Source organism: Amycolatopsis sp. Poz14 (assembly GCF_006704225.1).
Lineage (GTDB): Bacteria > Actinomycetota > Actinomycetes > Mycobacteriales > Pseudonocardiaceae > Amycolatopsis > Amycolatopsis nivea.
Genome location: NZ_JACLHD010000001.1, coordinates 6,954,882 through 6,968,213, shown reverse-complemented (window position 1 = coordinate 6,968,213; position 13,332 = coordinate 6,954,882). Strand labels below are relative to the sequence as shown.

The following is a 13,332-nucleotide window of genomic DNA, read 5'->3' as shown; positions in this document are numbered from 1 at the left end:
TCCTTAGGTAAACGTTCTCGTATACCTAAGCACGGTAGCAGGCTGCGGCGGCTTAAGTAAACGTTTCTGTACACTTGACCGCATGGTCGAGGAGAAGCCCCGCCGGGCCGGTCGCGGCGGCCGCGAACGCGTGCTGGCGGCCGCCGCGGACCTGTTCGCCCGCCAGGGCATCACCGGCACGACGATGGAGCAGGTCGCCGCCGCGGCCCCGGTGTCGAAGCGGACGCTGTACCTGCATTTCCCGGTCAAGGACGATCTGGTCGTCGCTTACCTGCGCGAACTCGTCCGCTCCGGCGACACCCTGCACGACGTGCTGACCCGCGCGGATCTCCCTGCGCGGCAACGGCTTCTGGCGATGTTCGACCTACCGGACGCCGAACCGGTGCGCGGCTGCCTGTTCGTGGACGCAGCGGCGGAGTACCCGGACCCGGCCAGCGCGGTGCACGCGTACGCGCGGGAGCAGAAACTGCTGATGCTCCGGCTGGTCACCGACCTGGTTTCGGAACTGGGGGCCGCCGATCCCGCCGCGCTCGCCGAGCAACTGGTGACGCTGGCCGACGGAGCCGCGAGCCGAGCGATGGTTCTCGGCGATCCGAGCTACGGCCGTCATGCGCGTGCGGCTGCGGAGGTGTTGCTGGAGCGCGCGGTCGGCTGACCACCGGTGGCGGCCGAGGCGGATCGGTGGGTGCGGCGGACGGGAACTGCTCGGGGGAGCACGTCGTGGCGGCCGTGGCTGGCTCGGCCCCGTCTCGGTCGCTCCGACTACTCCGGCCAGCCACGCCGCCACGCCGCCACGCCGCCACGCCGCCACGCCGCCACGCCGCCACGCCGCCACGCCGCCACGCCGCGGCGCCGCGGCGATCGGGCGATGCGGCGATCGGGATCGAGGCAGCCGGGGTGGCACGGCGATCGGAATGGCGATCGGGGCGGTGCGGCACTCGGGGCAATGTCGCGAGCGGAAGTGCGGCGTTGCGGGCGGCGCTGCGATCGGGATCGTGGCGAATCAAGGCGGTGCAACGAGTGAAACGCAGCGATCGAGGCGGTGCGGCGAGTGAAATCGCACCCGCCGCGAGCGGTGAAGAGCGGGCAAGGGCGGAGCCTGGGGTTGCGACCGCCCTTGCCCGAACCGGCCGGGAGGGTCTGGCCCGGCCGGTTCGTCCCCCTTGGCCTCGGTCCCACCCTCCCGGCGGACGCGACGCACCGTGGAGGACGCTGCCGGGAAGGTATGGAACGGGTCTGGAGCGCCGCTGGAATCCGCAGGTCAGCGCGGTGCGGGGCGGTCGGTGAGCGGGACTTCGCGGACGAAGCACGCGGCCGTCAGGGAGAGCAGCGCGACGACGAGCGTCGCACTGGCGACCGCGTGCAGGCCGTCGGCGACCGCGGCCGGTGTGGTCTCTCGGGTCAGCGCGCTGACGTACAGCAAGCCGAACAGGGCCGCGCCGATGCCGCTGCCGAGCGTCCGGGTCAGGGAGCCCAGGCCGAGCGCCGCGCCGAGGTCTCGGGGTTCGATGCTCAGCCGGATGATCAGGATCGTGTTCTGGATCAGGCAGCCGAGCCCCGCCCCGAGCGGCAGTCCGGTCAGCGACGCGAGCAGCGGATCGGTGTCCGGTCCCAGAAAGCACACCCCGGCCATCCCGACGGCGACGCAGGCGCTGCCGATGATCGGCAGGATCCGGAAACGGCCGGTGCGGCGGAGGTATCTCGAACTCGCGTTCATCACCACGACCATCCCGGCGGTCATCGGGATCAGCAGCAGCCCGCTGAGCGACGGCGGCACGTCGCGCGCGTTCTGGAAGTACAGCGGGAGAAAGGTGACTGTCGCGACCATGGTGACGTTGAAGGCGAAGCCGAGCACCTGCGCGAGCGCGAAGTTGCGGGTACGGAACATCCGGAACGGGACGAGCGGCTCGAGGCAGCGGCGTTCCACCAACACGAACGCGGTCAGCGCGGCGACCGCGGCCGCGCACAGGCCGAGGATTGTCGGCGAGTTCCAGGCGTAGCGGGTGCCGACCCAACTGGTCGCCAAGGTGAGGCAGACGACCGCGGCGACCAGTAAAACCGTTCCGCCGTAATCGATGCGTGTCTTCCCGCTTTTCGCCGGAAGCCGGACCCCGACGACTGTCCCGATGAGACACAACAGTCCGAACGGGACGTTGACGTAGAAGATCCAGCGCCAGCTGAGCGCGTCGGTGAGGAACCCGCCGGCCAGCGGGCCGCCGACGAGGGAGAGGCCCAGCAGCAGGCCGGTCCAGCTGGAGATCCGCGTGGATTCCTTGGGCGGCACCAGAACCTGGACCATCGCCATCGCCCCGACGAGCAGTCCACCGGCCCCGATCCCTTGCAGCGCACGGAAACCGATCAGCGCGCCCATGGTCGGAGCCAGCCCGCAGAGCATGGATCCGGCCAGGAAGACGGCCACCGACAGCAGGAACATCGCCTTGCGGTCGAACTGGTCGCTGAGCTTGCCCCACACCTGGGTCGACGCGGCGATCGCCAGCGCGTAGGCGGTGATGATCCAGGTCATCGACCCCGGTCCGCCGAGGTCCGCGGCGATGCTGGGCAGCGCGGTGGCGACGATGTAGCTGTCGAGCATGCCCAGCGCCATGCCGGACAACGCCCCGGCGATGCCGATCTTGACGCGCCGGGTGAACGGGCTCGTTTCTTCCGGCACGGCGGTTTTCGGCATGGCTGGACGTCCTTCCCCCCGGGTGCTGTGCTCCCAAGGTAGCCATAAAAGTGCCCACTGGGCAAGTTTGCCCGGTGGGCACTCGGCCATCCGGACTAGGCGAGCTTCAGCAGCAGTTCGCTCAGCTCGACCGGCATCGTCACCATGCAGTCGTGCCCGGTCGGCAGCTCCCACACCTGCGCGGGCGCCCCGTTCGGCTGGATCGCGGGGACCGGGCGGCGGATGATGCCCTCCGGGGTCGTGCCGACGCAGTGGATGTGCGTGCGCGGGATCGCTCGCGCGGCCGGATTGTCGAGCCGTACCGGTTGCTGCAGGCAGCGGACCGGCTGGTCGGAGAGCATTCCGCGCACCCAGGCGACGTCGTCCGGGTCGGTGACGCCGAACAGCCCGAACGGCGCGGGCCGCTCCGGCAGCGGCGGGACGCGCCAGCCGTCGCCGTGCTGCTGGGCGAGTTCGATCAGGCTTCGGCTCACCGGCTGGACGTCGACCGCGGTTTCGCCGTCCTCGGGCACCATCGCGTCGAGGTAGACCAGCTCCGCGACCCGGTCCGGCACCTCGTTCGCGGCCGACGAGATGACCAGCCCGGCATAACTGTGCCCGACCAGGACCACGTCCTCTTCTCCGCGGAGCAGGTCCACGATGTCCTGGACGTGGGTGTCGAGCCCGATTTCGGGGCTGAGCAGGTGTTTCTTGTCGCCGTAGCCGGTCAGCGAGGGCGCGAGCACTCGGTGCCCGGCAGCTTCCAGCAGCGGGACGACCCGGTCCCAGGCGCGGCCGCTGTGCCACGCGCCGTGCACCAGCACAAACGTAGTCATAGTCAGGATTCCTCGGTTTTGCGGTTACCGGAAGTAACCCGGTACTGTTTGAGAACCATCGTGATCGTCCGCAGCGCGGCGGGCAATAAGGCACTAATTAGTGCCCCGGTTCTCCGGAGGTAACCATGGCCGACGAGGTGTGCCGGACCCGAGTGGTCCTGGAGATCGTGGGCGACAAGTGGGCGCTGCTGATCGTCCGCATGCTGCGTGACGGGCCGAAGCGGTTCACCGAACTCAAAAGGGAAATCGAGGGGATCAGCCAGCGGATGCTCACCGTGACGCTGCGGGATCTGGAGCGCGACGGGATTCTCACCCGGACTGTCCACAATGTCATGCCGCCGCACGTTTCCTACGAGCTGACGGTCATGGGCCGGACCCTCCGCGAAGCGACCGCGCCATTGCTGGAATGGAGCGTCGAGCATTTGGCGAAGATCGAAAAGGCCCGTGCGGACTACGACGCTCGCTGAACGGAATGTGCCAGTTCGCTGAACCGGCGCAGCAGCGGATCGCTTGACCGGCGCGTCGGCCACAGCAGGCGCAGGGCCACGCGGGGCGCGTTCCGCAGCGGGAGGTGCGCGACGCGCGCGTGGGTGTGCGCTTCCGCGGCCGAGGTGGTGGTCGATCCGACAGCCCGGCCGGAGGCGATGATCGTGAGCCATTCGTCGTAGCTGCCGCACTGGATCACCTGCGCGGGCCGGTTTTCCGGCGGCCAGTCGAGCGGGCTGGTCGCGCCGCTGACCGTGTTCACGACCACCGGATGCGCGGCCAGTTCGGTCCAGTCCAGCTCCGTGCGCGCCGCCAGTTCCGAACTCGCGGCGACCGCGGCGAGCCGGTCTTCCTCGAACAGCAAGGTTCCGCTGATCCCGGACGCGTCGATCTCGCCGCGCACCAGCGCCGCGTCGACGTCGCCGGAATGCAGGGCGGCCACGATGTCGTCGCGGCGCAGGAGGGTGGCGGTCGCGCCGGTCGCGGTTTCGAAGGCGGTCAGCAGGTCGCTCGCCCACGGATCCGGCAGCGCCCACTGGAACCCGATCCGCAGGCCCGCGTTCCCGCCCGCCGCGGCGAGCGCGGTGTCGAGATCGCGCAGCACGACGTGCAGCCGCCCGAGCAACTCGCCGCCGGCCTCGGTCGGTTCGACGCCGTGCGGCGTGCGCTCCAGCAGGCGCGTGCCGACCGACTCCTCGAGCTGCTGGATCGTGCGCGTGAGCGCCGGCTGGGTGATCAGCAGTTCGCGGCTCGCGGCCGTGAACGTGCCGCACGTCGCGACCGTCACGAACGCGCGCAGATGCCGCAGTTCGACCTCCATGCCGGGCAGCCTACCCAGCTATGCCCGCCGTGCATGGCGCCGTTGTGACAGGCATTTCCCTGTCAGGTTCCGGATTTCTAGCGTGGGAAGCATGGACCAGGAGATGACGGCCTTCCCCGGCTGGATCGCGCGCGACTCCGCCGGAGCGACGCTCGACCGGCTCGACCCGGCGATGCTGGACGACCTCGACACCACCGTTCGCGTGCGCTGCTCGAGCATCAACTACAAGGACGCGCTCGCGCTGCACGGCCGCCCCGGCGTCGTCCGGCGGCATCCGCTCGTCGTCGGGATCGACCTGACCGGCGAGGTGCTCGCGTCGCGGCATCCGCGCTGGCAGGCGGGCGACGTGGTCACGCTCAACGGCGCTGGTCTCGGCGAAGACCTGCACGGCGGGCTGGCTGGCCTCGCCGCGGTCAACGGCGACGACCTCGTCCGCGTCCCCGCGCAGCTCGGCCCGCTCCGCGCAGCGGCGATCGGCACCGCCGGATTCACCGCCGCGCTGAGCCTGCTCGCGCTGGAACGCCACGGCCTGGCCCCGGAAACCGGACCGATCCTGGTCACCGGCGCGGGCGGCGGCGTCGGCTCGATCGCGATAGCGCTGCTCGCGGCGGCTCGGTACGAGGTCATCGCCGCCACTGGCCGTCCCGCTGAGCTGTCCTCGCAACTCACCGCACTGGGCGCCGCGCAGGTCCTCGACCGCGCCGAACTCGCTGCTGCGGGCAAGCCGTTGGGCAAACAACGCTGGGCAGGCGTGCTCGACGCGGTCGGCGGCTCGGTCCTCGCCGGTGCGCTTGCCGGGCTGCAACACTCTGGCGTCGCGACGACCTGCGGACTCGCCGGAGGCGCCGAGTACCCCGGCAATGTCCTGCCGTTCATCCTGCGCGGCGTCTCCCTGCTCGGGATCGATTCGGTCCGTACGCCTCCGCTCCGTCGCGAGGCCGCCTGGCAGCGCCTGGCGCAGTTGCTCGATCCGGTGCTCCTGGACTCCGTGACGCGGGTCGTCCCGCTCTCCGCCGCCAAGGACGCAGCCGCTTCGCTCCTGGCCGGTTCCGGTACCGGCCGCATCGTGGTCGACGTCGCTTCGGCCTGAAAGGAATGACAATGGATGCCTTCGACGAACTGATGACCTTGCGCGACGCCCCTCGTCCCGCCGCCGACGAGGTCACGATCACCGGCTCGGACCCGCTTTTCGCGTCGCCGTTCCGGATCGGCGAAACCCTCGCCGACGCACTCGCCGCCCGCGCCGTCGCCGCGAACGATCTGTGGGAGCTGCGGACCGGACGTCGGCAGAAGATCGCGGTGGATGTCCGCGCTGCCGCGGCCACCGCTCTCGGCGGTGAAGACATGACGCTCATCCGTTCCGCTTCCGGCGAATACCGCCCTGCACCGCTTTCTCCCGCCGTTGAGCACATGGTCGCGCTCACCCAGCCTTGGCCGACCGCCGATGGACGGTGGTTTCTGCCGCATTTCAATCTGCCGCATTTGGAACGCCGGGTTTTGGATGTTCTCGATTGCGAGGCGACGCCTTCCTCGGTTGCCGCTGCTGTCGCCAAGTGGAAGGCCGAAGATCTGGAAGACGCGATCGCCGCCGCTGCCGCTTGTGGGGGAGTCGTGCGGACGCCGGAGGAATGGCTCGCGCATCCGCATGGCGCGTATCTGGCTTCCCGGCCGGTGGTCGAGATCAGCAAGATCGGGGAGAGCGCTCCTTCTCCGCTGCCCGCTGGGGGTGCTTCGCCGCTGTCGGACGTCCGGGTCCTGGACCTGACTCGCATTCTGGCTGGGCCCACTGCCGCGTTGAGCTTGGCGGAGCACGGGGCGAATGTGTTGATGGTGACGGCTCCGAATCTTCCTCAGGTGGCTCCGTTCGTCCGGGATACCAGTCATGGCAAGCGAAGCACTTATCTTGATTACTCCACTGTGGACGATGACGCGCGGTTGCGTTCTTTGGCGAGTACCGCGGATGTTTTTGTGGAGGGCTATCGTCCCGGGCGGATGTCGGCTCATGGCTTCGGTCCGGAGGATCTCGCGGCGCTGCGTCCGGGGATCGTTTATGTGAGCGTGGACTGCTTCGGTTCCGGTGGTCCTTTCGGGATGCGTGCTGGATGGGACCAGGTCGCGCAAGCCGTGACTGGTGCTTGTGTGATTCAGGGAGGGGACCGTCCACAGTTGACGCCTGTTTATTTGTGCGATTTCCTCACCGGATTCCTGGGGAGTTACGGCGCGATGCTGGCTTTGGCGCGGCGGGCTCGGGAAGGTGGGTCTTATCACGTGCGGGTTTCGCTGTGCCAGTCGTCGATGTTGTTGCAGCGGCAGGGATTGCTGACCTCCTACGCGGATGCGCCCGGTCGTCTTTCACACGAGGAATTCGAGCGCTACGCGGTGGTGGACGACGGGACGATCTACGGCGACCTGAAGAGCCTCGGGCCGGTGATCCGGATGAGCGAGACCCCGCCGCGGTGGGAGGGGACTACGCCTGAGTTGGGGAGTTCACGGCCGGAGTGGTGACCTGCGGTTTCCGCGGTGATCCGCTCGACTGTCGGGTATTCCTCCGTTCCTGGTGGCGGCTTTGTGCGAATTGCTTTTTCCGTCGTCAATCCGCGTTTTTGTCTATGCTGTAAGGGGAGAGATGATGGCAGACGCTGAGTACGAGGGCGAGATGGACCGGGGGCGGGCCGCGCTGGCGGTGCGGGATTTCCGTGCGGCCTACCGGCATTTCGGGCGGGCGCACAATCTCGGTCACGACGTGCTGGCTGACCACCTGGCGGCGCATCGCGGGCTGCTGGCTACCGCGTGGAAGCAGCGACGGTGGGATCGGGTGGTCGCGCAGCTCTTTCTGATGGGTGGGGCTGCCCTGTTTGACCGGAATCCGCGGAACCCGTCCGGCGTTGCCTGAACCGCACTTAGTCCGAGGACGTACTATTATGGGCGATGCGGGGACAGGCTCCGGCGGACCGGACGGGCTGCTGGGGCGCGGGTGCGTAGTTAAGGTCGAGGGATGTCGACAGCAGTGGGTGGGTCAGCGAAAGGCAGCTCGCGGGCGGGGCGGCGGGTGAGCCTGGAGGCTCCGACGGATCTCGCTGCCGCGCCCGGGTACGGGGCTCGACGGCTGTACCAGGCGTATTTGGCGGCTTGGAATCGGCATGTCGACTCGGTGCTGACGGGGCCGCAGTTCGCGGTGCTGTCGGCGGTGCGGGCGTATCCCGGGTTCGATCAGACCGCGTTGGCCAAGGCGGTGGCGCTGGACACGTCGACGATGGCTGATGTGTGCCGGCGGTTGGAGAACCGGGGGCTCATTGCCCGGGGTCCGGCGCCGCATGATGCGCGGGCGAAGGTTTTGACGTTGACGGATGACGGGTTGGCGGCGTTTCGCGAGGTGACTCGGCGGACTCGGAAGCTGGATCAGGCGTTGCTTGCGGGGTGTCCGGAGGAGCGGCGGGGGGAGATTGCGGGGATGTTGAACGAACTGGGGGCGCTTTGGGAGGCGGTTGCTGAGCGGTCGGAGATTTGAGTTCTTCCGTGGCGGCTCGTCGCCTGGCGGCGACATCGCTTGGGGGTCGCGTGGGGCACCCCGAAGCTTGATTGTGCTGACGGTTCGGGGGTGCTTGTCAAGGCGGGAAAGATGCCTTGACAAGCACCCCCGAACCGCAGGGGAGCTTCGTATCGGGGTTGGGGGAGGGCTGGGTGCCTCGATCGTTGGGTGTGCGGGCTGCGGTTTGGTGGTGGGTGGCTGGTGGGGTGCGCGGGCTGCGGTTTGAGGGGTGTGCGTGGCCGGTCGGGAGCGCGCGTTGCGGTTGCGGGGTGCGTGTGGCTGGTTGGGTTCGCGCGTCGCGGTTGGGTGCGCGGGTGGCTTGGGTGGTTGGTCGCGTTGGGTGGGCGGGTGGTGCCTTCGCCCAATGAGGTTTCTCGGTAGCGCGGTGGGTGGGTGCGCGTTGCGGTTGGAGATGCGCGTGGCCGGGTGGTTGGTCGCGTTGGGCTCGCAGCGTGGGTTGTGGCCCAATGAGGTCTTCTCGGTAGGGCGGCAGGCGGGGTGCTGCAACGGTGCTCGTCAGGGCAGGTGGGGCGCTGGCGGCGAGGCGGGCTTTGCGCCTCTGGAAGTCCGTGAAGGGCTCCTTGAGGGAATCAGATTCCCTCAAGGAGCCCTTCACGGACCGCGGCCTCGCGTGGCGGGTTTCGTCGGTGGGTTGAGAGTCCTTGCCGCTGCTGGAATCCCCAATGAGGTTTTCTCAGTAGGGCTTGGTGGGGGTGTGTCGCCGAGGGGCGAGGCGTGGGGCCGCTGGTAGGACTGGATTTGCTGAAGATCAAGTCCGAGAGATTCCAGAGGCCCCACGTGATTGCCTATGGTGCCACGCTCGACGTGGCGCGCGAGCTGGCCCTGTTCGTCGCGCGTGTCCTGCACGCCGAACGCCGTCGCCGCGGCACCCGCCGCGGCCGGCGCGCGTTGACGCCGTTCGGGCAGGCGGTGCTGGCGCTGGCCTGGTTCCGCGACGCCGTCCCGGTGCACCGCCTCGCCGTCGGCCACGCCGTCAGCGTCGCGACCGCCTACCGGTACCTGCACGAAGCCATCACCGCCCTCGCCGCCCACGCCCCCGACCTGCACCAGGTCCTGGAACAACGCCGCAGCGCCGGGGACGCGCACGTCATCTTGGACGGCACCCTCATCGCCTGCGACCGGGTCGCGGCGACCACCGTCAAAACCAAAGGCCGCAACCGCGGCGCGACCGTCCATCTGTGGTATTCGGGCAAACACCGCTGTTTCGGCGGGAACATCCAGTTCCTCGCCACCGCCGACGGGTTCCCGCTCTGGGTCTCGCCCGTGCTGCCCGGCTCCCGCAACGACCTCGCCTCGGCCAGGCACCACGGCATCACCGGCGCCCTGACCGCAGTCGCGGCCCACGGCCTGAAAACCCTGGCCGACAAGGCCTACCACGCAGCCGGCATCGGCATCCTCACCCCGGTCAAGAAAACCACCGGCCGACCGCCGCTCACCCTCGACGAGCACGCCTTCAACCTGCTCCACACCCGGCTGCGCTGCCTCGGCGAACGCGCCGCCGCAATGTTGAAAACCCGCTGGCGAGCACTCCGACACGTCACCCTCTGCCCGAAACGCATCGGCCACATCACCCAAGCAGCCCTCGTCCTCACCCACCACGAACACCACGGACGCTACTGAGAAAACCTCAATGTGGCATTGGGTGCGTCTGACGCACCGAACGCCACATTGGGTGCGCATTGTGGCGGCGGGTCGGGGGAGGACGCCCGGCGGGCGAGCCTGCGAATGGACCTCTCGCGGTCGGCGGCGGGTCGTGAAGGGGCCCTTGGGGGAAGGTGCGCTGTGAATGGACCCCTCGTGCGCGGCGGCGGGGTCGTGAAGGGGTCTTTGAGGGAAGCCAAGCCTGCGAAGGGGTCTCTCGTGCGTGACGGAGGGTCGTGAAGGTGTCCCTCGTGGCGGCGGAGGGTCGTGAAGGGTCCCTTCAGGCAAGCCGGGCCCGCGAAGGGACCCTCGCAGGCAACAGCGGGTCGTGAGGGGACCCCTGAGGGAATCAGCGGCTGTGAGGGTGGCCCTCACGTACCGCCGCCCCGCCCCGCCGCACTGCATCGCCCCGCTGCCCCGCCGCATCACCCCGCGAACCGCAGCATCGCCGCGTTCGGTGACTGCGCCGCCACCCTGCGCGGCTGAAAGCGCCTCCCTGCCAGCAAATTCCCCGCAGACTATTGCGTGTTCGGATAATCCGTGTTCGGATTAACCGCGTCCGGGGCTAGGTGAGCCGGAGGCGGCTAGCGGGTAGGAGGTCGGCAGGTGGCGGCGAGTCAGTCTTTCGAGGTAGTGGTCGCCGGCGGCGGGTTGGGCGGGCTGTGTGCTGCCTTGTCGTTGCGGCAGCGCGGGTTGCGGGTCACGGTGGTCGAGGCGGCGCCGCAGCTGGGGGAGATCGGGGCTGGAATCCAGACTGCGCCCAATGCCAGCCGGATCCTGATCGGGTTGGGGTTGCGGGCCGAACTGCAGCGGGTTCGGTGCGAGCCGCAGGATCAGGTTCGGCGGAGGTGGGCCGACGGCAGCATTATCGCGCAGTTGCCGCTCGGGCAGCGGGTCGTGGACAAGTACGGGGCGCCTTACTGGCACTACCATCGGGCGGATCTGCATTCCGTTCTGCTGCGGGCGTGCATCGACCCGGACGGGGCGGGGCCGGTGGTGAAGGTGGCTACCGCGGCGAAGGTCGTGGATCTTGACCGGGGGAATCCGGAGCGGCCTGCGGTGATTACCGAGGACGGGCGGCGGTTTGAAGGGGACGTCGTCGTCGGGGCGGACGGGATTCGGTCTGCGGTAAGGGATCTGGCCGGATTTGACGACACGCTCGCGTTTTCCGGCGAGATGGCGTACCGGGCGTTGATTCCCGGGGATTCGATCGCGGCGGATCCGGCTACTCGGTTCCTGGTCGATCGTTACCATTCTACTATTTGGTATGGGCCCGACAAGCATCTCGTGCATTACATGATCCGCGGCGGCGAGTATCTGAACGTGGTGGCGATCGTGCCGTGCACGGAGGAAGTCGAGAAGAACTGGAGTGCGCCGGCCAGTGCGGAGCAGCTTGCTGCCGAGTATTCCGATTGGGACGACCGGGTGCCGATGATGCTGTCGAAGGCCAAGGACGATGTCTCGGTCTGGGCGATGTACCGGCGGCGTCGCGATCCGGTGTGGGTGGACGGGCGCGTCGCGTTGCTCGGGGATGCTTGCCACGCAATGCTTCCGTACCAGGCGCAAGGGGCGTCGCAGGCGATGGAGGACGGGGCAGTCCTTGCCGAGGAGCTCGGGCAGGCGACGCGCGACGGGATCGACGCCGCGTTGACCCGGTATGTGCACCGGCGGGCCAAGCACGCCGGGATGGTGCAGGATGCCTCTTTGCAGAATATGAGTTTTTACCACTTGCCGGACGGTCCGGCGCAACGCGAGCGCGACGAAAAGCTGCGGAGTTTCGACGGCGAGTCCGATGTGTCCTACGACTGGCTGTGGAACGGAACTCCGCTCAACGACCCCGACAACGAATCGATTCACTACCAGTTCGCCCGATAGCACGAAAACGGCACACGCAGACTTCGCAAAGGAGCAAAGGCTATGCGTACCGGAGACCAGGTGGTCCAAGACTTGCCGTGGCGCTGGCGCGTCCAGGGCAAGATCTTCCTCATCGGCGGGCTCGGCTACATGTTCGACGCCTGGGACGTCGCGCTGAACGGATTCCTCACCCCGCTGGTGGGCACGGAATTCGGGCTGTCGGCGACGCAGCGGGGGTTCGTCGCCACCGCCAATCTGATCGGCATGGCGGTGGGGGCGGTCGCCTGGGGGACGGTCGCGGACCGGATCGGGCGGAAGCGGGCGTTCAGCATTACGTTGCTGTTGTTCGCGTTCTTCTCGGTGTTCGCGGCGTTGTCGCCGAACATCGAGGTGTTCCTGCTGCTGCGGTTCCTCGCCGGAGTCGGGCTGGGCGGCTGCATTCCGGTGGATTACGCCATTGTCAGCGAGTTTTCGCCGCGCAAGCAACGCGGCCGGGTGCTGTCCGCGATGGACGGGTGGTGGCCGGTCGGCACGACGCTGGCGGGGGCGTCCGCGACGCTGCTGGTCCCGGTTTCCGGGAACTGGCGGTGGATGCTGGTGTTGATGATTCTCCCGGCGGTGCTGTTGTTCTGGGCGCGGCGCGGGGTGCCGGAATCGCCGCTGTACCTGGTGCGCAAGGGGCGCGAGGCGGAAGCCCGGCTGGTCATCGACGACCTGGTCGAGCGCACGGGCGCGCCGAAGGAGCCGTATCGGATTCCGCCGGCGGTTCAGGAAGACAAGCGCGGCGGCGGGGTGTTCGCGGCCGTCGACCAGCTGCGGCGGGTCTGGGCGTACAACCCGAAGGTCACCGGGGTCGCGTGGGCGCTGTTCATCACCGTGATGCTGGTGTACTACGCCGCGCTGAGCTGGATGCCGTCGATCCTCAAGGCGCAGGGCTTCGGGGAGATCGCCGCGTTCGCTTCGACCACTTTGATGAACGCGCTCGGTATCGTCGGCGTCGTGGTGGCGGTGTTGCTCGTGGACCGCATCGGCCGCAAGCGGGTCATCGCCGCGGCCGGGCCGCTCGCTGCGGTCACGCTGGTGATTTTCTCGCTGGTGCTCGGGTCGGCGGGAGCCGCGGTGGTGGCGATCGGCGCGTTCGGGCTGTTCTCGCTCATCGTCATCCCGGTGATGTACGCCTTCGTGTCCGAGCTGTACCCCACGGAGCTGCGCGCGTCGGGCTTCGGCTGGGCATCGTCGTCCAGCCGGGCGGTCACCGGGTTCGCGCCGCTGCTGTTCGGGAGCGTGCTGTGGCCGGTGCTCGGGCTTCCGCTGACGTTCACGCTGCTCGGCCTGCTCGTCGTCGGAGCCGTGGTGTTCATGGTCTTCTGCGCGCCGGAAACCCGGGGCCGGGAGCTGGACCGGATCGACGACGAGACCGCGCCGGAGCCGCACCAGTCCGAACTGGACGCAGTCTGATCCGCCGCAGCAGAAAGGGAAT

Annotated in this window: 12 protein-coding genes; 9 read left to right on the top strand and 3 right to left on the bottom strand. The window is 68.6% G+C overall.

What is annotated here, in order from left to right; genetic code table 11:
- Positions 1-82: 82 nt before the first annotated feature.
- Complete coding sequence (locus FKO37_RS32330; protein WP_238606983.1) at positions 83-655, top strand: TetR/AcrR family transcriptional regulator; 573 nt, start codon at positions 83-85, stop codon at positions 653-655.
- A 606-nt stretch (positions 656-1,261) separates the two neighbouring features.
- On the opposite strand, the gene FKO37_RS32325 is transcribed toward FKO37_RS32330, so the two are convergent.
- Both FKO37_RS32325 and FKO37_RS32320 read right to left on the bottom strand, forming a co-directional pair.
- Positions 1,262-2,686: an MFS transporter gene (locus tag FKO37_RS32325; protein ID WP_238606982.1), complete on the bottom strand. Its 1,425-nt coding sequence runs from the start codon at positions 2,684-2,686 to the stop codon at positions 1,262-1,264.
- A 95-nt stretch (positions 2,687-2,781) separates the two neighbouring features.
- On the bottom strand, positions 2,782-3,501 hold the full coding sequence (locus FKO37_RS32320; protein ID WP_037813192.1) for an alpha/beta fold hydrolase: 720 nt from the start codon (positions 3,499-3,501) through the stop codon (positions 2,782-2,784).
- A gap of 125 nt (positions 3,502-3,626) precedes the next feature.
- On the opposite strand from FKO37_RS32320, the gene FKO37_RS32315 reads away from it, so the two are divergent.
- Positions 3,627-3,968, top strand: coding sequence for a helix-turn-helix domain-containing protein (locus tag FKO37_RS32315; RefSeq protein ID WP_037813190.1), 342 nt, complete (start codon positions 3,627-3,629; stop codon positions 3,966-3,968).
- Here the strand turns inward: FKO37_RS32315 and FKO37_RS32310 are convergent.
- Entirely contained in the window at positions 3,953-4,807 is an 855-nt protein-coding gene (locus FKO37_RS32310; protein WP_037813187.1) for a LysR family transcriptional regulator, read from the bottom strand. The genes FKO37_RS32315 and FKO37_RS32310 overlap by 16 nt on opposite strands.
- A 91-nt stretch (positions 4,808-4,898) precedes the next feature.
- Here FKO37_RS32310 and FKO37_RS32305 point away from each other — a divergent pair, with 91 nt between their 5' ends.
- From FKO37_RS32305 to FKO37_RS32275, 7 genes are all read left to right on the top strand, one after another.
- Complete coding sequence (locus tag FKO37_RS32305; protein ID WP_238606981.1) at positions 4,899-5,897, top strand: acryloyl-CoA reductase; 999 nt, start codon at positions 4,899-4,901, stop codon at positions 5,895-5,897.
- An 11-nt stretch (positions 5,898-5,908) separates the two neighbouring features.
- The gene (locus FKO37_RS32300) at positions 5,909-7,312 is read left to right on the top strand and encodes a CoA transferase (protein WP_238606980.1); all 1,404 of its coding nucleotides are present in this window, start codon (positions 5,909-5,911) and stop codon (positions 7,310-7,312) included.
- A 124-nt stretch (positions 7,313-7,436) separates the two neighbouring features.
- Positions 7,437-7,700, top strand: coding sequence for a DUF3703 domain-containing protein (locus FKO37_RS32295; protein WP_167754477.1), 264 nt, complete (start codon positions 7,437-7,439; stop codon positions 7,698-7,700).
- Positions 7,701-7,802: 102 nt separating this feature from the next.
- A complete protein-coding gene (locus FKO37_RS32290; protein WP_238606979.1) occupies positions 7,803-8,315 on the top strand; it encodes a MarR family winged helix-turn-helix transcriptional regulator in 513 nt (170 codons plus the stop codon).
- Between the two features lie 819 nt (positions 8,316-9,134).
- Complete coding sequence (locus FKO37_RS32285) at positions 9,135-9,977, top strand: transposase family protein (RefSeq protein ID WP_238603465.1); 843 nt, start codon at positions 9,135-9,137, stop codon at positions 9,975-9,977.
- A 627-nt stretch (positions 9,978-10,604) separates the two neighbouring features.
- Complete coding sequence (locus FKO37_RS32280) at positions 10,605-11,873, top strand: FAD-dependent monooxygenase (protein ID WP_238606978.1); 1,269 nt, start codon at positions 10,605-10,607, stop codon at positions 11,871-11,873.
- 42 nt (positions 11,874-11,915) lie between these two features.
- Positions 11,916-13,310: an MFS transporter gene (locus tag FKO37_RS32275; protein WP_037813179.1), complete on the top strand. Its 1,395-nt coding sequence runs from the start codon at positions 11,916-11,918 to the stop codon at positions 13,308-13,310.
- Positions 13,311-13,332: the final 22 nt, after the last annotated feature.